We start from the raw sequence: 17,675 nt of genomic DNA, 5'->3' as shown, positions 1-17,675 counted from the left end.
ATTCAAAGGACCGATTTGTGTGGACCTATCACAACCCCGTTGCCATCCATGCCGGCCCCGGCCGCCTGGACCGCCTGCCCGAGCTGCTGGCCGGGCGCGACTGCCTGCTGGTGACGTTTCCCGAGGCCGAATCCCTGGGCCTGGTGCAGCAACTGCGCCAACGGCTGGGCAGCCAGCTGTGCGGCGTGGTGGACGGCATTGCGCCCAATCCCGATGTGCAGTGGCTGGCCCCGCTGTATGACCGCGTGCACCGCGAATACGCCGAGGTCCCGTGCATCGTGGCCCTGGGCGGCGGCAGCGCCATCGACTCGGCCAAGGCGCTGATGTGCGCCACGCCCACGCGGCGTTTCGGCGAGCTGCTGCAGGCCCTGGAGCAGGGGCTGGCCCTGCCGGCCGCAGGCCACAAGGCGCTGATCGCCATTCCCACCACGGCCGGCACGGGCAGCGAGGTCACGCCCTGGGCCACGATCTGGGACCAGGCCGCTGGCCGCAAGCACTCGCTGCACCAGCACTGGACCTGGCCCGAGGCCGCCATCATCGACGCGCAGCTCATGCAAAGCCTGCCGGCCGGCGCCACGCTGGCCTCGGGGCTGGATGCGCTGTCGCATGCGCTGGAGTCCATCTGGAACCGGCACCGCAATCCCGTCTCCACCACCTTGGCCGTGGGCGCCGCGCGCCGCACCCTGGCCACGCTGCCCGCGCTGATGCAGGACCTGGGCAGCCTGCCGCTGCGAAGCCGCATGGCCGAGGCCGCCCTGATGGCCGGCCTGGCCTTCTCCAACACCCGCACGGCGCTGGCGCATTCGCTGTCCTACGACATCACGCTGCGCCATGGCGTGGCCCACGGCATTGCCTGCTCGTTCAGCCTGCCGCTGGTGCTGGAGATGGCCCTGGGCGCTGACGATGAGGCCGATGCGGCCCTGCTGTCCATCTTCGATGCCGCCACGGGCGAGCTGGCCGTGCAGCGCCTGCGCAACTTCCTCGAAGGCCTGGGCGTGGCCACCGATCCCGCCCACTACGGCGTGCCTGGGGATGAGTGGCAGCAGCTGCTGCAGTCGGCCGCATCCGGCCCGCGCGGGCGCAATTTCATCCGCACGCTGGAATGAACAGGCGCGTGCCGCCCCCTTCTGTTTGAACCTCTTTCCTTGTCAAAAAGCACCATGAACCACACCACCGTCTCCACCGCCGCCGCCGATCTGTCGCCGCTGCAGGCCGTCATCTTCGACTGGGCCGGCACCCTGGTCGATTTCGGCTCGCTGGCACCCACGCAGATCTTTGTCGAGGCCTTTGCCAGCTTCGGCATCACCATCACCCTGGCCCAGGCGCGCGGTCCCATGGGACTGTCCAAGTGGCAGCACATCCACGAGCTGCTGCAGGACGAGGGCATCCGCGCGCAATGGCACAAGGCCTTCGGCCAGCCGCCTGGCGACGCCGACGTGGACGCCATCTACGCCCGCTTCATGCCCATGCAGATCGCCAAGGTCGGCGAGTTCTCGGCACCCATCGAAGGCGCGCCTGAATTGCTGGGCTGGCTGCGCGCGCAGGGCCTGAAGGTGGGCTCGTGCTCGGGCTATCCGCGTGAAGTCCTGAACCAGCTGCTGCCCCAGGCAGCGGCCAACGGCCTGGCTCCCGACCATGTGGTGGCCGGCGATGAAATGGCCGCAGGCGGCCGCCCCGGCCCCTTCATGGCGCTGGCCAATGTGCTGGCGCTGGGCATCGGCGACGTGCGTGCCTGCGTGAAGGTGGACGACACCGTGCCCGGCATCGAGGAAGGCCGCAACGCCGGCATGTGGACCGTGGGCCTGACCCTGTCCGGCAACGAAGTCGGCTACTCCCCCGCCGAACTGGCCGCCGCCCCCGCCGAAGAAGTGCGCGAGCGCGTGGCCCGCGCCGAAGCCAAGCTGCGCGCAGCCGGCGCCCACCACGTGATCGCCAGCGTCAAGGACCTGCCGCAGGTACTGGAGCGGATTGCGCAGGACATGCGCGCTGGCCATAGGCCAGGTTGAGGCAAGCTGCCCTGCACCTGTTGGGCGCATCACCCTTTGAAACTGGCGCGGCCAAAAAAACAGGGACGCCGAGCAAGAGCCGCCTCGCGGCGATGGCGTCGTCCCCCTCCCGCGAAGCGAGAGAGGGGGAAGGCGCGAAGCGCCTCAGGGGGTACTCAACTGCTCTGCATGATGGCGCAGATGGTCATCAATGAAGCTCTGGATGAAGTAGTAGCCGTGGTCGTAGCCCCCGTGGCGGCGCAGCGTCAGCGGCTGGCCGGCCTGGGCGCAGGCGGCCTCGAAGGCTTCGGGCAGCAGCTGCTTTTCGATCAGGAACTTGTCGGCCAGGCCCTGGTCCACGAGGATGCCGGCCGGGTAGGGCGCCTGGGTCTGGGCGGCCATCAGGCAGCTGGCGTCATGCGCTTCCCAGGCCTTGCGGTCATCGCCCAGATAGCCTGAGAAGGCCTTCTGGCCCCAGGGGCAGTTGACGGGGTTGGCGATGGGCGCGAAGGCCGACAGGCTCTTGAAGCGGCCCGGATGGCGCAGCGCCAGCGTGAGCGCGCCGTGGCCGCCCATGGAGTGGCCGAAGATGCCCAGCCGCTGCGCGTCGATGGGCAGGCGTGCGGCGATCAGCGGCAGCAGCTCGCCCAGCAGATAGCTTTCCATGCGCCAGTGCAGTGCCCAGGGCCTGGTGGTGGCGTCCAGGTAGAAGCCCGCGCCCACGCCGAAGTCCCAGGCATCGGCCTCGCCGGGCAGGCCTGCGCCGCGCGGGCTGGTGTCGGGCGCGATCAGGGCGATGCCCAGCTCGGCGGCCAGGCGCTGGGCGCCGGCCTTGGTCATGAAGGTCTCTTCGGTGCAGGTCAGCCCGGCCAGGTAGAGCACGGCGGGCACCTTCTCGCCGGCCACGGCCTTGGGCGGCAGGAAGACCGAGAACTTCATGTTCAGGCCGATCTCGGCGGAGAAATGCTCGTAGAAACGCTGTGCGCCGCCGAAGCAGGCATGGGCGTTCTTGAGTTCCAGGGGCGGCAGTGCGGACATGGTGTTCCTCAAAAAAGAAAAATGCTACGAGCACCTTGGCAAGCGGTGCGTGCAGCATTCAAAGATGGGAGTTGATACGCTATACACGGTCAACGGCCCATGAAACTGGCGCTGCCCAGGCGAGGGCGCCGTCCTCCTCCCTCGCGTAGCGAGTAGAGAGGCGCCGTGCAACGGGGGAGGGCGCGCAGCGCCTCAGGGGGAGCTTCAGTACACGACGACGGAGCGGATGGACTTGCCTTCGTGCATCAGGTCAAAAGCCTCGTTGATCTCCGGCAGGCCCATGGTGTGCGTGACGAAGGGGGCCAGCTGGATCTCGCCGCTCATGGCCTGCTCGACCATGCCGGGCAGCTCGCTGCGGCCCTTGACGCCACCGAAGGCCGTGCCCAGCCACTTGCGGCCCGTCACCAGCTGGAAGGGGCGTGTGGAGATTTCCTGGCCCGCGCCGGCCACGCCGATGATGACCGACTGGCCCCAGCCGCGGTGCGCGCATTCCAGGGCGGCACGCATCACGTTGACGTTGCCGATGCATTCGAAGCTGTGGTCCACGCCCCAGCCCGTCATCTCGACGATGACCTGCTGGATGGGCTTGTCGAAATCCTTGGGATTCACGCAGTCGGTGGCGCCGAAGGTGCGGGCCAGGTCGAACTTGGAGGGGTTGGTGTCCACGGCGATGATGCGGCCGGCCTTGGCCAGCTTGGCGCCCTGGATCACGGCCAGGCCGATGCCGCCCAGGCCGAACACGGCCACGGTGTCGCCTTCCTGGACCTTGGCGGTGTTCTTGACGGCACCCAGGCCCGTGGTCACGCCGCAGCCCAGCAGGCAGACCTGCTCGGGGTTGGCATCGGGGTGGATCTTGGCCAGCGAGACTTCGGCGACCACGGTGTACTCGCTGAAGGTGGAGCAGCCCATGTAGTGGTAGATGGGCTCGCCGTTGTACGAAAAGCGCGTGGTGCCGTCTGGCATCACGCCCTTGCCCTGGGTGGCGCGCACGGAAACGCACAGGTTGGTCTTGCCGCTCTTGCAGAACAGGCATTCGCCGCATTCGGCCGTGTACAGCGGGATCACGTGGTCGCCGGGCTTGACGCTGGTCACGCCTTCGCCGACCTCGACGACGATGCCCGCGCCTTCATGGCCGAGCACGGCGGGGAAGATGCCTTCGGGGTCGTCGCCCGACAGCGTGAACGCGTCGGTGTGGCAGACGCCGGTGTGGGTGATCTTGATCAGGACCTCGCCCTTCTTCGGGGGGGCCACGTCGATCTCGACGATCTGCAGGGGTTCTCCAGCCTTGAAGGCGACGGCGGCTTTGGATTTCATGGGCGTGTCTTTCTGTCGGGGTGGCTCAGGAGCGGCAGTGCGCGCGCTCCGCGAAGCCTTGAATGTAGGCCATGGCCGCGCGGACCGGCCGCATCATGGCCGCAGCCTCAGGTGATATGTCCGAATCTGAGGGGTGTGGCCGGCGTCGGCCGGGCCTGCAGGCCGTGGGTGCTTGCGTCTTTTCGTATAGTCCGCCCCATTCTTTCCACCCTGACCGCCTCCGAGCCCGCCGTTTCCCATGGACCACCGCCACGCCAGCGCCCACCGCATCGATCTTGTCGTCTACCCCGGCTTCAAGGCGCTGGAGGCCATAGGGCCCATGTCGGTGTTCGACTATGCCAACGTGCACCTGCGCGCGCGCGGCCAGAGCGACGGCTACGAGGTGCGCGTGGTCTCGCAGCGGCAAGGGCCCGTGCGCTCGGACACGCTGATGTCGCTGGAGGCCACCCACACGCTGGCCGGGCTGGAGGCTGCAGGCATGGGCTGCACCGTGGTCGTCGTGGGCTCGCGCCATATCGAGCAGGTGCTGGGCGGCTCGGCCGAGCTGGTCGCCTGGCTGGGCCGCGTGGCGCCGCGCGTGCAGCGGCTGATTGCGCTGTGCTCGGGCAGCTTCTTCCTGGCCGAGGCGGGCTTGCTGGACGGCCGGCGCGCGGCCACGCACTGGAGCGTGACGGCGCAACTGGCCCAGCGCCATCCGCGCGTGCAGGTCGATGCCGATGCCATCTACCTGCGCGAGGAGATCCGCGATGGCGAAGGCAGCCGCCAGCTGTGGACCTCGGCCGGCGTGACGGCCGGCATCGACCTGGCCCTGGCCGTGGTCGAAGAGGATTTCGGCCACGCGCTGGCGCTGGAGGTGGCGCGTGACCTGGTCATGTACCTCAAGCGTCCCGGTGGCCAGTCGCAGTTCAGCGTGCCGCTGGCGGCCCAGGCCGCGCAGCACGGCGGCGTGCAGGCCGTGCAGCAGTGGGTGATGACCCATCTGGCCGAGCCTCTGACCCTTGCGCAGATGGCCGAGCAGGCGCACATGAGCGAGCGGCACCTGCGCCGCGTGTTCCAGCAGGAAACCGGGCAAAGCCCCACGGCCTTTGTGGAGAGCGCGCGGCTGGAGGCGGCCAAGCAACTGCTGGAAAGCCAGGCCCATCTGCCGCTCAAGACCGTGGCCGCGCGCGTGGGCCTGGGCTCGGAGCAGGCGCTGCGCCACCTGTTCGTGCGCCACCTGGGCATTACCCCGGTGGCGTACCGGGATCGCTTTGGCGGGCGCGGCGGCGCGGGCTGAGCGGATCGGCCTGGAGAGCTCAGCCTCTTTTGGCTGCTGCCTCGGCAGCCTGCGCTGCGCGCAGCTTGTCTTTTTTGCTGGGGCGGCGGCCCTTGATGCCGCCGTTGCCGTCCTGGGCCACCGGGGGCGGCGGCACGGGCTCGGTGGGCTCGAAGCCTGGCAGCTGCTCCAGTTCAAGGTCCAGCTGGTTGCGCTTGCAGATCAGCGCCCAGTGCGCCTGGTCGGCCGGCGTCACGAAGCTGATGGCCGTGCCGTCCTCGCCCGCGCGGCCCGTGCGGCCGATGCGGTGCACATAGTCGGTGGCCGAGCGCGGCAGGTCGTAGTTGACGACCAGGGGCAGCTGGGTGATGTCGATGCCGCGCGCCGCCAGGTCGGTGGTGATCATCACCTGCCAGCGCCTGGCCTTGAAGTCGGCCAGCGCTTCCTTGCGTGCGCCCTGGCTCAGGTCGCCATGGAAGGCCGTGGCGAAGATGCCGGCCTTGTAGAGCTTTTCCGCCACCAGTTCGGCCGTGTGGCGCGTGGCCACGAAGACCAGGGCGCGCTCCAGCGTGGCGGGGTCTGTGCCGGGCGCCGTCTCCCCCTGTACCAGTGTGCGCAGCAGCTGGGTGCGGCGCGCACGGTCCACGGCAATGGCGCGCTGGGCAATGCTCTGGGGGCTGGCGGCATCCTGGCCTTCGGCGGCATCGACGCGGGCCTGAACGGGATCGTGCAGCAGGCCTGTGGCCAGCGATTGCACGGCATCGGGATAGGTGGCCGAGAACAGCAGGGTCTGGCGCTGCTTCGGCAGCAGGGCCAGCACGCGCTGCAGCTCGTCCTGGAAGCCCAGGTCCAGCAGGCGGTCGGCCTCGTCCAGCACCAGATGGCGCACGGCGGACAGGCGCACGGCGTTGTGCTCCACCAGGTCCAGCAGGCGGCCCGGCGTGGCCACGAGGAAATCGGCACTGCCGCGCAGCATCATCATCTGCGGGTTGATGGACACGCCGCCATAGACCACGCCGATGCGCGGCGGCTGCCTGAGCGTGCGGCCCAGGTCGGACAGCGTCTCGCCCACCTGCTGGGCCAGCTCGCGCGTGGGCACCACGATCAGCGTGGTCAGGGTTCGCACAAAGCCGCCCTGGGCACCTTGGGCCTTGCCGCCATCCATCCAGCGCTGCAGCAGCGGCAGCAGGTAGGCGGCCGTCTTGCCCGAGCCCGTGGGCGCGCAGGCCCAGAGGTCGCGGCCCGCAAGCACGGGGGCGATGGACTGGGTCTGTATGGGCGTGGGATCGACCAGGCCCAGGTCTTGGAGGCTGGAGACCAGCGCCGGGCTCAGGCCGAGGGAGGCAAAGTTCATGGTGTGCAGGGAGTGGCTGGGGCCGGAACCCCGGCGCAAGAAAGGGCCGGCCACGAGGGCCGGGGGGGCATTGTCGGCGAAACCGCGCCGCTGCGTGAAGCAGGGGGCTTGGCCCGGGCGCTCAGGCCAGGCGGCGCTGCCGACCAGCAGGCTGTTCACCAGGCCGCCAGCCGTTGCAGCCGGGCCGGTGGCACGTGCCTGAGCGGCTATCTGGCTTCGGCCGCATGAAGCGTTGAGTAAAGCGTCAGAGCCATTGCCAAAACAGGCGCGCAAGAGAAGACCAGACCGTGACTCAAGGCGGGAGCCGGCCCTGCCTCTTCAGCTCCTTGAGCCGCCTTTCCGTGGCGCGGTCCAAGGCGTCTTGCAGCAGGTTCATCTTGCGTTTGTTGCAAGGAGCGCAGTCGTAGTAGCGTGAGGGTACTCCAAGGGGTTCAAGCTTCCTGTTCGCCTCGAAGATTCTGATTCGCCCTGTTGGCTCGATATCCATGACGATGATCTTTCCGCTCTTGAACGTGACGGACGCACCTCCGGAGCATCCGGATCTATCCATGTTTTCTTCGCTGAAATAGGCTTTTTCCGAAATTCGGCGTATATGCTGCAATGCATATCGCACATCCTCCTCGGTCAGGATCACATCGTCGCAATCGAGCCATTTTTTATCCTCCCAAGCGGGGTTGCTTGATGAGGGGACGAAGATATTGATTTTCTGGATGTTCTTTGCAGAATACCGGGCGTCAGCAGCATGAATCGTTGAGGCCATGACCATCGCTGAAGTTAGTGCCCAAAAAAATTGGTGGTACTTCATGGTGTGTTCGTAGGAAGGTTCCAGTTTGCACCTTCTGCTTCGGTCAGATTTTTCCAACTTACCTCGGGATGTTTGAAGACTTCACCGGGCGACAGTTGCATGGAGTCCTGCAGTGCTTCAACAAGCCATGTCAGTGACCGGTTCTGAGCTTGGGTCGGGGCGGGATAGAGGCCGCGCTCTCCTCGCAATCTCTCGGGGGGCAAATCCGCTTCGTTGGAGGAAGGTTTGAACCCCTTCGGCAACTCCGCTCGGCCGACCATCTCGATACCTATGGCCTCCATATTGCTCGGATAGCGTTCACCAGGAGCCTTCATCATCTCGATGCGGTGTACCCCTTTTGCCTTCAGTCCTTCATAGTCCCTGGCCTTGCATTTCCCCACAAGCAGGCATCTTGCCTTCAGCGGGCCCACATGGTTGGTGCGCTGGTAGATGGCCGCAGTCTGGTAGATGGTTCCGTCCTTGTCGATGAGAAAGTGTGCCGCATTGGCCTTCGGGTTTTTGTAGCTGTTCAGCGAAGACTGGGCCGTGTTGGCATCGGTCTGGTGCACGACGATGCCGGTGATGGCGGCGGTCCGCTTTCCTCTCTCGATGGCGGGGCTGCGCGCATTCTTGACGCGCGCATGGATGAGCATTCCGTCCTTGGTGATTTCGACAAGCATGTGAGTCCCGGGGTTGCGTTGAACGGCAGCGGGCATTGCGCTGCGCCTCCATCCCGTTTCAGGGAGGGTCAACGGTCACCTTATGGTAGATGTGATCAATCGAGATCCATGCCGCGATAGCCAGAATGGTGTTCCTAGGAGTGGCGTGGCCTTCTGGAACGGTGGACTCGCCCATGAAAAAAGCCCCATGCAAAGGCATGGGGCTTTTGGGTGCCGGGCCGCTGAGGCCCGGACCTGCGATCAGCGCTGGCCGATCGGCTTGACGTCGCGGGACACGGAGCCCGTGAACAGCTGGCGGGGACGGCCGATCTTGTACTCGGGGTCGGCCATCTGCTCGTTGAGCTGGGCGATCCAGCCCACGGTGCGGGCCAGGGCGAAGATGCCGGTGAACAGGTTCACGGGCACGCCGATGGCGCGCTGCACGATGCCGGAGTAGAAGTCCACGTTCGGGTAGAGCTTGCGCTGCACGAAGTAGTCGTCTTCCAGGGCGATCTTCTCGACTTCCTTGGCCAGGGCGAACAGGGGGTCCTTTTCCAGGCCCAGTTCGGCCAGCACTTCATTGCAGGTTTCCTGCATGAGCTTGGCGCGGGGGTCGTAGTTCTTGTAGACACGGTGGCCGAAGCCCATCAGCTTGACGCCGCTGTTCTTGTCCTTGACCTGTTCCATGAACTCGCCGACCTTGGCAACGCCGCCGTTGGCCTGCAGGTATTCCAGCATGTTCAGGCAGGCTTCGTTGGCGCCGCCGTGGGCAGGGCCCCACAGGCAGGCCACGCCGGCCGAGATGGCGGCGAAGGGGTTGGTGCCCGACGAGCCGCACAGGCGCACGGTGGAGGTGGAGGCGTTTTGCTCGTGGTCTGCGTGCAGGATGAAGATGCGGTCCAGCGCGCGCTCGACCACGGGGTTCACCTTGAACTCCTCGCAGGGGTTGCCGAACATCATGCGCATGAAGTTGCCGGCGTAGCTCAGGTCGTTCTTGGGGTACATGTACGGCGCACCGATGCCGTACTTGTAGGCCATGGAGACCAGCGTGGGCATCTTGGCGATCAGGCGGATCGCGGCGATGTCGCGGTGCTCGGCGTTGTTGATGTCCATGTTGTCGTGGTAGAAGGCCGACATGCCGCCGACCAGACCCGTCAGGACGGCCATGGGGTGGGCGTCACGGCGGAAACCACGCAGGAAGAACTGCATCTGCTCGTTGACCATGGTGTGCTTGGTCACTCGCTCGACGAAGTCGGCCTTCTGCGACTCGTTGGGCAGCTCGCCGTACAGCAGCAGGTAGCAGGTCTCGAGGTAGTCGCAGTTCTTGGCCAGCTGCTCGATGGGGTAGCCGCGGTACAGCAGCTCGCCCTTGTCGCCATCAATGTAGGTGATGGCGGACTGGCACGAGGCGGTAGAGAGGAAGCCCGGGTCATAGGTGAACATGCCGGTCTGCGCGTACAGCTTGCGGATGTCCACCACGTCGGGACCGACGTTGCCCTGGTAGACGGGCAGCTCGACGCTGGGGGCGCCGTTGCTGAAAGACAGCGTTGCTTTGTTGTCTGCGAGTTTCATTTCCAAACTTCCTTCTCTAGATTGCCTAGCCTACTAGCGGGAGAGAACCGGGCTTGCGCTTGCGCACCAGTTCCAGAACTTCCCTGATTTCTTGGGTATCGAGTTCACCTTCAGGCTCCTTGCGGCGCAAGAAGAGGTCCATCAGGTCGTTGTCTGCCAGGTCCATCAAGGCAGACAGACCGCTCGCGTGTCTCCGCGTGAGCTGGTCTCCGTAGGTGGCGAAGAACTGCGCGATGAACAGGTCGTTCTCGACCAGGCCGCGCCGGCAGCGCCAGCGCAGCAGGTCTCGCTCGCGTTCGTCGAGCAGAGTATTCGTCATGGTCATCAGATGGCCCGGCGGACCATCAGTTCCTTGATCTTGCCAATGGCCTGCGTGGGGTTCAGGTGCTTGGGGCACACGTCCACGCAGTTCATGATGGTGTGGCAACGGAAGAGGCGGTACGGATCTTCCAGGTTGTCAAGGCGGTCACCCGTGGCCTCGTCGCGGCTGTCCGCGATGAAGCGGTAGGCCTGCAGCAGGCCGGCCGGGCCCACGAACTTGTCGGGGTTCCACCAGAAGCTGGGGCAGCTGGTGGAGCAGCTGGCGCACAGAATGCACTCGTACAGGCCGTTGAGCTCTTCGCGCTCTTCAGGCGACTGCAGGCGTTCCTTGGTGGGAGACGCGAAGCTGTCGTTCTGCAGGTACGGCTTGATCGAGTGGTACTGCTTGAAGAACTGCGTCATGTCCACGATCAGGTCGCGGATCACGGGCAGGCCGGGCAGGGGCTTGAGAACGATGTCGCCCTGCAGGGTCTTCATGTTCGTCAGGCAGGCCAGGCCGTTCTTGCCATTGATGTTCATCGCGTCCGAGCCGCACACGCCTTCGCGGCAGGAGCGGCGGAACGAGATGGAGGGGTCCATCTCCTTGAGCTTGACCAGGGCGTCCAGCAGCATGCGCTCGTGGCCGTCCAGCTCGACCTCGACGGTCTGCATGTAGGGCTTGGCATCCTTGTCCGGGTCGTAGCGGTAGATCTTGAAAGTGCGCTTCATTTGTCTGTTCTCTCGTGGGCTGCTGGATTAGAACGTGCGGACCTTGGGCGGCACGCTGTCCACCGTGAGGGGCTTCAGGTTCACGGGCTTGTAGTCCAGGCTGTTGGTGGCGCTGTACCACAGGGTGTGCTTGAGCCATTCCTTGTCATTGCGGCCCAGCGGGAACTCGGCGTGGTCGGCAGGATGCTCGTAGTCGTACACGGTGTGGGCGCCGCGGCATTCGTGGCGGGCAGCGGCCGAGATCATGGTGGCCTGGGCCACTTCGATCAGGTTGTCCACTTCCAGCGCTTCCATGCGGGCGGTGTTCCAGACCTTGGACTTGTCCTTGAGGGTCACGGAGCCCACGCGTTCGCGAATGGCGTTGATCTTGACTTCGCCTTCGTCCATGCTCTTTTGCGTGCGGAACACGCCGGCATGCTGCTGCATGGTGGCGCGGATGTCGCCAGCCAGGTCCTGGGCGTAGGTGCCTTCCTTGGAGTCGTCGAGCTGGTTCAGGCGCGTGAGCGTGCGCTCCGAGCCATCGGCCGGCACGGGCTTGTGGTCGCCGAAGCCGTTGACGAACTGCACGATGTGCTTGCCGGCCGACTTGCCGAAGACCAGCAGGTCCAGCAGCGAGTTCGTGCCCAGGCGGTTGGCGCCGTGCACCGACACGCACGAGCATTCGCCCACGGCGTACAGGCCATTGACCACGTTGTTCTGCTGGCCGTCCCACACCACGACCTGGCCGTTGATGTTGGTGGGAATGCCGCCCATCTGGTAGTGGATGGTGGGCACCACGGGAATCGGTTCCTTGGTGATGTCCACGTTGGCGAAGTTGTGGCCGATCTCTTCCACCGAAGGCAGGCGCTTGCGGATGGTGTCGGCGCCCAGGTGGTCCAGCTTCATCAGGATGTAGTCCTTGTTGGGACCACAGCCACGGCCTTCCTTGATTTCCTGGTCCATGGAGCGGGACACGAAGTCGCGCGGTGCCAGATCCTTCAGCGTGGGAGCGTAGCGCTCCATGAAGCGTTCGCCTTCGCTGTTGAGCAGGATGGCGCCTTCGCCACGGCAGCCTTCGGTCAGCAGCACGCCCGCGCCGGCCACGCCGGTGGGGTGGAACTGCCAGAACTCCATGTCCTGCAGCGGGATGCCTGCGCGTGCAGCCATGCCCAGGCCGTCGCCGGTGTTGATGAAGGCATTGGTCGATGCCTGGAAGATGCGGCCAGCGCCACCCGTGGCCAGCAGCACGGCCTTGGCGTGCAGCTCGTACAGGTCGCCGGTTTCCAGTTCGATGGCGGTCACGCCGACCACGTCGCCCTGGGTATTGCGGATCAGGTCCAGCGCCATCCACTCCACGAAGAAGTTGGTCTTGGACTTGACGTTCTGCTGGTACAGCGTGTGCAGCATGGCGTGGCCGGTACGGTCGGCCGCGGCGCAGGCGCGCTGCACGGGCTTTTCACCGTAGTTGGCCGTGTGGCCGCCGAAGGGGCGCTGGTAGATGGTGCCGTCGGGGTTGCGGTCGAACGGCATGCCGAAGTGTTCCAGCTCGATCACGACGTTGGGCGCTTCGCGGCACATGAACTCGATCGCATCCTGGTCGCCGAGCCAGTCGGAGCCCTTGATGGTGTCGTAGAAGTGGTAGTGCCAGTTGTCTTCGCTCATGTTGCCCAGCGAAGCGGACACGCCGCCTTGCGCGGCCACGGTGTGCGAGCGCGTGGGGAAGACCTTGGACAGCGAGGCCACGGACAGGCCGGCGCGCGACAGTTCCAGCGCGGCACGCAGGCCGGAGCCGCCAGCGCCGACGATGACGACGTCAAACTTGCGCTTGGTGATGTTTGCTTTGGAGTAGCTCATTCTTAACCTTCAATCGTGGAGACCGCGTCTCTATCAGATACGCCACAGGATCTGGATGCCCCAGCCGGCGCAGCCGACCAGCCAGACCAGGGTGAAAACGTTCAGCACCAGGCGCAGGCCCACGGGCTTGACGTAGTCCATCCAGATGTCGCGCACGCCGACCCAGACGTGCCAGGCCAGCGAGACGATCACGGCGAAGGTCAGGAACTTCATCCACTGCGGGGCAAAGATGCCGGCCCACAGGTCATAGCCGACGGAGCCGGTGCTGAAGATCAGCTTGGCCAGCAGCACGATGGTGAACAGTGCCATCAGCACGCCGGTGACGCGCTGCACCATCCAGTCGCGGATGCCGTAGTGCGCACCGACCACGGTGCGCTTGGAGCCGTAATTCACGGACATGGTTCTTTTTCCTTATCGTGAGGGGAGATCGTCTATCAGTACAGGCCGAACAGCTTGGCGCCCAGGATCAGGGTCAGGCCCACGCTCAGCACCAGCACCACCAGGGCGGAGGTCTTGCCGAACTGCTTGTTGACCGCATGGTGGTTCACGTCCATGAACAGGTGGCGCAGGCCGGCGCAGAAGTGGTGCAGGTAGGCCCAGATCAATGCCAGGCACACGAGCTTGAGGAACCATCCGAAGGGACCCGCGAAAACCGAGGTGAAGCCGTCGAAGGAGATCTCCGAGGTCAGCGACATGTCCATCATCCACAGGATGAAAGGCAGCAGGATGAACATCAGCAGGCCGCTGATGCGGTGCAGGATGGACACGATGCCGGCCGGCGGCAACCGGTAGGTGGGGAGGTCCTTGAAGAAGTTGATGTTGCGGAACTCTGGCCGCTTTTTGGCTTGCTCAGTCATGGCAGGGTACTTTCGTGGATGTAACTGCTTCGTAATCGCTCAGGGGCGGCGATGCAAAATTCTATTGCAATGCAATAAAAACAGCTTTGCTGGGAATTGCGTATTTTCGCCCGCTTCTCTGGGGAACGGATCGTTCAGCTCAACGCGTTGCGGTAGTGATGGGTGTCGGTGCGGTACAGGCCACGGCGTAACTCCATGGGAACATCGTTGTATGTGTAAGCGGTGCGCTCCACGCTCAGCAGGGGCGTGGTGCTGGGCACGTCCAGCAGCAGGGCCTGTTCGGCCTCGGGCAGGACGGCGCGGATCTTTTCGTCGGCGCGCACCATGCGCACGCCGTAGTCCAGCTCGAACATGGCGTAGGTGGGGCCCTGGTACGCGGACATCTGCTCGGCGGTCAGGCCCTTGAAGGCGTGGCCCGGCAGCCAGATGTCTTCCAAAATGGTCGGGATTGCGGAGAACGACAGCACGCGGCGCACGTGCATCACGGCATCGCCGCTGCGCAGCGCCAGGCCGCGCGCCACGTCGGCCGATGCGCGCAGGCGCCGGCAGTCGATGATGCGGCGCTCGGCACGGCCCTCGCCCTGCTGGTCGCCGGCGTCGGGCTGCAGCTTGAGGAAGCGGTACTGCACATGCTGGGCCGCGTGGGTGGCCACGAAGGTGCCCTTGCCCTGGCGGCGCATCACCAGGTTCTCCGCGGCCAGCTCGTCGATGGCCTTGCGCACCGTGCCCTGGCTCACGCGAAAGCGCGCCGCCAGCTCCATCTCGCTGGGGATCAGCTCGCCGGGCCGCCATTCGCCTGCTTCAAGGCTTTGCAGTATCAGTCCCTTGATCTGCTGGTACAGCGGGCTGAAGGCCGGGGTCGATGCGCCCGCGCCGATGGTGGCAGCGGCGGTTTCAGAGGCGAGGGGAGGCAGGGCTGGCATGGGAAAGTTCGGGGTGGGGAGGCTCCCGGCGACGCAGATGAAAGACTTGGAAACAGACGTCGATCATATCTTATATAAGACATAAGACAAATTGACCGGGCTCCGAAATCGGGAGTACACTTTCGCGTTGTTTGCGGAGCACGGGCTGCTGGTTTCTGACGCTGGTGCGACCTGGCGCCGATAACACCTGATTTTTTCCCCATCCCTGGAGTTTCATCATGAGCAAGAAGCCCGTTCGTGTCGCCGTCACCGGTGCCGCCGGTCAAATTGGTTACGCCCTGCTGTTTCGCATCGCCTCCGGCGAAATGCTGGGTAAGGACCAGCCCGTCATTCTGCAACTGCTGGAGATTCCCGACGAGAAGGCCCAGAACGCGCTCAAGGGCGTGATCATGGAACTCGAAGACTGCGCCTTCCCCCTGCTGGCCGGCATCGAAGCCCACTCCGACCCCCTGCAAGCCTTCAAGGACACCGACTACGCCCTGCTGGTCGGCGCGCGTCCCCGCGGCCCCGGCATGGAACGTGCCGACCTGCTGGCTGCCAACGCACAGATCTTCACGGCCCAGGGCAAGGCGCTGAACGCCGTGGCCTCGCGCAACGTGAAGGTGCTGGTCGTCGGCAACCCCGCCAACACCAACGCCTACATCGCCATGAAGTCGGCTCCGGACCTGCCGGCCAAGAACTTCACCGCCATGCTGCGCCTGGACCACAACCGCGCTGCATCGCAGCTGGCTGCCAAGGCCGGTTTCAAGGTCGGCGACATCCGCAAGCTGACCGTCTGGGGCAACCACTCGCCCACGATGTACGCCGACTACCGCTTCGCCACCGTCAACGGTGAAAGCGTCAAGGCCAAGATCAACGACCAGGCCTGGAACAAGGACGTGTTCCTGCCCACCGTCGGCAAGCGTGGCGCCGCCATCATTGCAGCGCGCGGCCTGTCCTCGGCTGCCTCGGCTGCCAACGCTGCCATCGACCACATGCGCGACTGGGCCCTGGGCTCGGGTGGCGAATGGGTCACCATGGGCGTGCCCTCCAACGGCGAATACGGCATCCCCGCCGGCATCGTCTTCGGCTTCCCGGTCACCACCGAGAACGGCGAGTACAAGATCGTCGAAGGCCTGGAAATCGACGCCTTCTCGCAAGAGTGCATCGACAAGACCCTGGCCGAGCTGCAAGGCGAACAGGACGGCGTCAAGCACCTGCTGTAAGCCGCCGGCAAGCCATGCTCGACTGGAATCCCGCGCTTTACCTGCGTTTCGCCAATGAGCGTACGCGCCCCGCAGCCGAGCTGCTGGCGCGTGTGCCCTTGGCCCAGGCCCGCCATGTGGTGGACCTGGGATGCGGGCCGGGCAATTCCACCGAGCTGCTTGCACAGCGCTATGCCGGTGCCACGATCACCGGCATAGACAACTCCCAGGCGATGCTGGCCACCGCGCGCCAGCATCTGCCTGAGGCCCGCTTCGCGCTGGCCGACATTGCTTCCTGGACGCCCGCCCCCGGCGAGAGCGCTCCCGACCTGATTTATGCCAATGCCTCCCTCCAGTGGGTGGGGGAGCATGAAACGCTGATACCCCGCCTGTTCGCCCAACTGGCGCCAGGGGGCGTGCTGGCGATACAGATGCCCGACAACCGGCAGGAAGCCACGCACCGCGTGATGCGCGAGATTGCCAGCCTGCCCAAGTTTGCCGCCTACATCGGCGATGCCGCCAAGGTGCGGGCCGACATCCTGCCCATCCGCAGCTACTACGACCTGCTGGCCGGACCGCAGGAGCAGGCCGGCGTCGAGGCCGGCGCCGTCGATGTCTGGCACACCGTCTACCAGCATCCGATGGACTCGGCCGGCGCCATCGTCCAGTGGCTGCGCGGCACCGGCCTCAAGCCCTTCGTCGAAGGCCTGCCCGAAGCCCTGCAGGCCGACTTTCTCACCGAATACGAAAACCGCGTGGACGCCGCCTACGGCGTGCGCGCCGACGGCCGGCGCCTGCTGGCCTTCCCCCGCCTGTTCATCGTCGCCCAGCGCAAGCCATGACCGCCGCCACGTCCACACCCTCTCGCGCACACCCGGCCCAGGTGCTGCTCGATGCGCAGGGCGGTGCCCTGCACCTGCCCGTCTGCGACCACTACAGCGGCGTGGAAGTGCGCATGCGCAAGAGCCTGCAGCTGCAGGCCGAGATGATGGCCGAGTTCGGCACCTGCGTGTTCGACGTCACGCTGGACTGCGAGGACGGCGCCCCCGTGGGCCAGGAGGCCGCCCATGCGCGCCTGGTGGCCTCGCTGGCGCGTGATGCCGCGCCCGGCGCCCGCGTGGCTGCGCGCGTGCATGCCGTGGACCACGCCAGTTTCGCGCAGGACCTGGACATCATCGTCGGCGAGGCCGGCGACCGCCTGTGCCACCTCATGCTGCCCAAGGTGGAAAGCGTGGACGACGTGCTGCTGGCCGAGCGGCATCTGGGCCGACTGGGCTGCCGCGAACTGCCGCTGCATGTGCTCATCGAGTCGCCCGCCGCCGTGCACCGTGCCTTCGACATCGCCGCACACCCGCGCGTGCAGAGCATTTCCTTCGGCCTGATGGACTTCGTCTCGGCCCATGGCGGCGCGATTCCTGCCTCGGCCATGGGCTCGGCCGGCCAGTTCGACCATCCGCTGGTCGTGCGTGCCAAGCTGGAGATCGCAGCTGCCTGCCACGCGCACGGAAAGGTGCCTTCGCACTGCGTGGTCACCGAGTTCAGGAATCCACAGGCGCTGCAGGCCGCTGCCACACAGGCGTCACGGCGGCTCGGCTATACCCGCATGTGGAGCATCCACCCGGACCAGATCCGTCCCATCCTCGCCGCGTTCGCGCCCCAGGCCGACGAAGTGGCGCAGGCCGCACAAATACTTACCGCCGCCGGGGCCGCCGACTGGGCGCCCGTCAGCGTGGATGGTGTATTACATGACCGGGCGAGCTACCGCTACTTCTGGCAGTTGCTCACACGTGCCCACCAGACCGGCCAGGCGCTGCCCCCGCAGGTGCAGCCCTGGTTTGCATCAGAATCACTTGCTTAGCCCACACCGGGAATTTGCAGGAGCCCAACG

18 protein-coding genes are annotated in these 17,675 nt (G+C 65.8%); 6 read left to right on the top strand and 12 right to left on the bottom strand.

What is annotated here, in order from left to right; translation table 11 throughout:
* The first annotated feature begins 17 nt into the window (after positions 1–17).
* The gene (gene psrA, locus AAN986_RS20090; protein ID WP_016450191.1) at positions 18–1,106 is read left to right on the top strand and encodes an iron-containing alcohol dehydrogenase PsrA; all 1,089 of its coding nucleotides are present in this window, start codon (positions 18–20) and stop codon (positions 1,104–1,106) included.
* Positions 1,107–1,160: 54 nt separating this feature from the next.
* A complete protein-coding gene (gene phnX, locus AAN986_RS20085) occupies positions 1,161–2,006 on the top strand; it encodes a phosphonoacetaldehyde hydrolase (RefSeq protein ID WP_047218615.1) in 846 nt (281 codons plus the stop codon).
* Between the two features lie 144 nt (positions 2,007–2,150).
* Here the strand turns inward: phnX and fghA are convergent, their stop codons facing one another.
* Both fghA and AAN986_RS20075 read right to left on the bottom strand, forming a co-directional pair.
* On the bottom strand, positions 2,151–3,023 hold the full coding sequence (gene fghA, locus AAN986_RS20080; protein ID WP_046240405.1) for an S-formylglutathione hydrolase: 873 nt from the start codon (positions 3,021–3,023) through the stop codon (positions 2,151–2,153).
* Positions 3,024–3,227: 204 nt separating this feature from the next.
* Entirely contained in the window at positions 3,228–4,337 is a 1,110-nt protein-coding gene (locus AAN986_RS20075) for an S-(hydroxymethyl)glutathione dehydrogenase/class III alcohol dehydrogenase (protein ID WP_012204334.1), read from the bottom strand.
* A gap of 238 nt (positions 4,338–4,575) precedes the next feature.
* Between AAN986_RS20075 and AAN986_RS20070 the strand changes: the two genes are divergently transcribed.
* Positions 4,576–5,613, top strand: coding sequence for a helix-turn-helix domain-containing protein (locus AAN986_RS20070; RefSeq protein ID WP_016453932.1), 1,038 nt, complete (start codon positions 4,576–4,578; stop codon positions 5,611–5,613).
* Between the two features lie 19 nt (positions 5,614–5,632).
* Here the strand turns inward: AAN986_RS20070 and AAN986_RS20065 are convergent, their stop codons facing one another.
* From AAN986_RS20065 to AAN986_RS20020, 10 genes are all read right to left on the bottom strand, one after another.
* Complete coding sequence (locus AAN986_RS20065; protein WP_206424537.1) at positions 5,633–6,946, bottom strand: DEAD/DEAH box helicase; 1,314 nt, start codon at positions 6,944–6,946, stop codon at positions 5,633–5,635.
* A 292-nt stretch (positions 6,947–7,238) separates the two neighbouring features.
* Positions 7,239–7,751: a hypothetical protein gene (locus AAN986_RS20060; protein ID WP_047218613.1), complete on the bottom strand. Its 513-nt coding sequence runs from the start codon at positions 7,749–7,751 to the stop codon at positions 7,239–7,241.
* Positions 7,748–8,410, bottom strand: coding sequence for an N-acetylmuramoyl-L-alanine amidase (locus AAN986_RS20055; RefSeq protein ID WP_241150381.1), 663 nt, complete (start codon positions 8,408–8,410; stop codon positions 7,748–7,750). Before AAN986_RS20055 ends, AAN986_RS20060 begins: the two co-directional genes overlap by 4 nt.
* 240 nt (positions 8,411–8,650) lie before the next feature.
* A complete protein-coding gene (locus tag AAN986_RS20050) occupies positions 8,651–9,961 on the bottom strand; it encodes a citrate synthase (protein WP_016450198.1) in 1,311 nt (436 codons plus the stop codon).
* A 25-nt stretch (positions 9,962–9,986) separates the two neighbouring features.
* Positions 9,987–10,286: a succinate dehydrogenase assembly factor 2 gene (locus tag AAN986_RS20045; protein WP_012204343.1), complete on the bottom strand. Its 300-nt coding sequence runs from the start codon at positions 10,284–10,286 to the stop codon at positions 9,987–9,989.
* Positions 10,286–10,990 (bottom strand): succinate dehydrogenase iron-sulfur subunit, encoded by a 705-nt coding sequence (locus AAN986_RS20040; protein WP_012204344.1) that lies wholly within the window; start codon positions 10,988–10,990, stop codon positions 10,286–10,288. The genes AAN986_RS20045 and AAN986_RS20040 overlap by 1 nt, the downstream gene beginning before the upstream one ends.
* A gap of 27 nt (positions 10,991–11,017) precedes the next feature.
* Positions 11,018–12,823 (bottom strand): succinate dehydrogenase flavoprotein subunit, encoded by a 1,806-nt coding sequence (gene sdhA / locus AAN986_RS20035; RefSeq protein ID WP_016450199.1) that lies wholly within the window; start codon positions 12,821–12,823, stop codon positions 11,018–11,020.
* Between the two features lie 33 nt (positions 12,824–12,856).
* The gene (sdhD, locus tag AAN986_RS20030; protein ID WP_012204346.1) at positions 12,857–13,222 is read right to left on the bottom strand and encodes a succinate dehydrogenase, hydrophobic membrane anchor protein; all 366 of its coding nucleotides are present in this window, start codon (positions 13,220–13,222) and stop codon (positions 12,857–12,859) included.
* Between the two features lie 35 nt (positions 13,223–13,257).
* The gene (sdhC, locus tag AAN986_RS20025) at positions 13,258–13,680 is read right to left on the bottom strand and encodes a succinate dehydrogenase, cytochrome b556 subunit (RefSeq protein ID WP_016450200.1); all 423 of its coding nucleotides are present in this window, start codon (positions 13,678–13,680) and stop codon (positions 13,258–13,260) included.
* Between the two features lie 134 nt (positions 13,681–13,814).
* A complete protein-coding gene (locus AAN986_RS20020) occupies positions 13,815–14,603 on the bottom strand; it encodes a GntR family transcriptional regulator (RefSeq protein WP_016450201.1) in 789 nt (262 codons plus the stop codon).
* 218 nt (positions 14,604–14,821) lie between these two features.
* Here AAN986_RS20020 and AAN986_RS20015 point away from each other — a divergent pair, with 218 nt between their 5' ends.
* From AAN986_RS20015 to AAN986_RS20005, 3 genes are read left to right on the top strand one after another with little or no spacing between them, the layout of a single operon-like run.
* Positions 14,822–15,808 (top strand): malate dehydrogenase, encoded by a 987-nt coding sequence (locus tag AAN986_RS20015; RefSeq protein ID WP_012204349.1) that lies wholly within the window; start codon positions 14,822–14,824, stop codon positions 15,806–15,808.
* A 14-nt stretch (positions 15,809–15,822) separates the two neighbouring features.
* Positions 15,823–16,629, top strand: coding sequence for a trans-aconitate 2-methyltransferase (tam, locus tag AAN986_RS20010; protein WP_013803434.1), 807 nt, complete (start codon positions 15,823–15,825; stop codon positions 16,627–16,629).
* Entirely contained in the window at positions 16,626–17,645 is a 1,020-nt protein-coding gene (locus AAN986_RS20005) for an aldolase/citrate lyase family protein (protein WP_047218611.1), read from the top strand. Before tam ends, AAN986_RS20005 begins: the two co-directional genes overlap by 4 nt.
* Positions 17,646–17,675: the final 30 nt, after the last annotated feature.

The sequence above is a fragment of the Delftia sp. DS1230 genome (assembly GCF_040112715.1).
In the GTDB taxonomy this organism is placed as follows: domain Bacteria; phylum Pseudomonadota; class Gammaproteobacteria; order Burkholderiales; family Burkholderiaceae_C; genus Comamonas; species Comamonas tsuruhatensis.
The sequence above is the reverse complement of the archived record's forward strand: the minus strand, read 5'-3'. Positions and strand labels throughout refer to the sequence as shown.

What these genes read in the sequence shown, in the direction of transcription:
- AAN986_RS20065 (WP_206424537.1), bottom strand. Translation starts at nt 6,946, where the DNA reads ATGAACTTTGCCTCCCTCGGCCTGAGCCCGGCGCTGGTCTCCAGCCTC.
- AAN986_RS20050 (WP_016450198.1), bottom strand. Translation starts at nt 9,961, where the DNA reads ATGAAACTCGCAGACAACAAAGCAACGCTGTCTTTCAGCAACGGCGCC.
- AAN986_RS20020 (WP_016450201.1), bottom strand. Translation starts at nt 14,603, where the DNA reads ATGCCAGCCCTGCCTCCCCTCGCCTCTGAAACCGCCGCTGCCACCATC.
- phnX (WP_047218615.1), top strand. Translation starts at nt 1,161, where the DNA reads ATGAACCACACCACCGTCTCCACCGCCGCCGCCGATCTGTCGCCGCTG.
- sdhC (WP_016450200.1), bottom strand. Translation starts at nt 13,680, where the DNA reads ATGACTGAGCAAGCCAAAAAGCGGCCAGAGTTCCGCAACATCAACTTC.
- fghA (WP_046240405.1), bottom strand. Translation starts at nt 3,023, where the DNA reads ATGTCCGCACTGCCGCCCCTGGAACTCAAGAACGCCCATGCCTGCTTC.
- AAN986_RS20005 (WP_047218611.1), top strand. Translation starts at nt 16,626, where the DNA reads ATGACCGCCGCCACGTCCACACCCTCTCGCGCACACCCGGCCCAGGTG.
- sdhA (WP_016450199.1), bottom strand. Translation starts at nt 12,823, where the DNA reads ATGAGCTACTCCAAAGCAAACATCACCAAGCGCAAGTTTGACGTCGTC.
- AAN986_RS20015 (WP_012204349.1), top strand. Translation starts at nt 14,822, where the DNA reads ATGAGCAAGAAGCCCGTTCGTGTCGCCGTCACCGGTGCCGCCGGTCAA.
- AAN986_RS20045 (WP_012204343.1), bottom strand. Translation starts at nt 10,286, where the DNA reads ATGACCATGACGAATACTCTGCTCGACGAACGCGAGCGAGACCTGCTG.
- AAN986_RS20070 (WP_016453932.1), top strand. Translation starts at nt 4,576, where the DNA reads ATGGACCACCGCCACGCCAGCGCCCACCGCATCGATCTTGTCGTCTAC.
- AAN986_RS20075 (WP_012204334.1), bottom strand. Translation starts at nt 4,337, where the DNA reads ATGAAATCCAAAGCCGCCGTCGCCTTCAAGGCTGGAGAACCCCTGCAG.
- AAN986_RS20055 (WP_241150381.1), bottom strand. Translation starts at nt 8,410, where the DNA reads ATGCTTGTCGAAATCACCAAGGACGGAATGCTCATCCATGCGCGCGTC.
- sdhD (WP_012204346.1), bottom strand. Translation starts at nt 13,222, where the DNA reads ATGTCCGTGAATTACGGCTCCAAGCGCACCGTGGTCGGTGCGCACTAC.
- AAN986_RS20040 (WP_012204344.1), bottom strand. Translation starts at nt 10,990, where the DNA reads ATGAAGCGCACTTTCAAGATCTACCGCTACGACCCGGACAAGGATGCC.
- AAN986_RS20060 (WP_047218613.1), bottom strand. Translation starts at nt 7,751, where the DNA reads ATGAAGTACCACCAATTTTTTTGGGCACTAACTTCAGCGATGGTCATG.
- tam (WP_013803434.1), top strand. Translation starts at nt 15,823, where the DNA reads ATGCTCGACTGGAATCCCGCGCTTTACCTGCGTTTCGCCAATGAGCGT.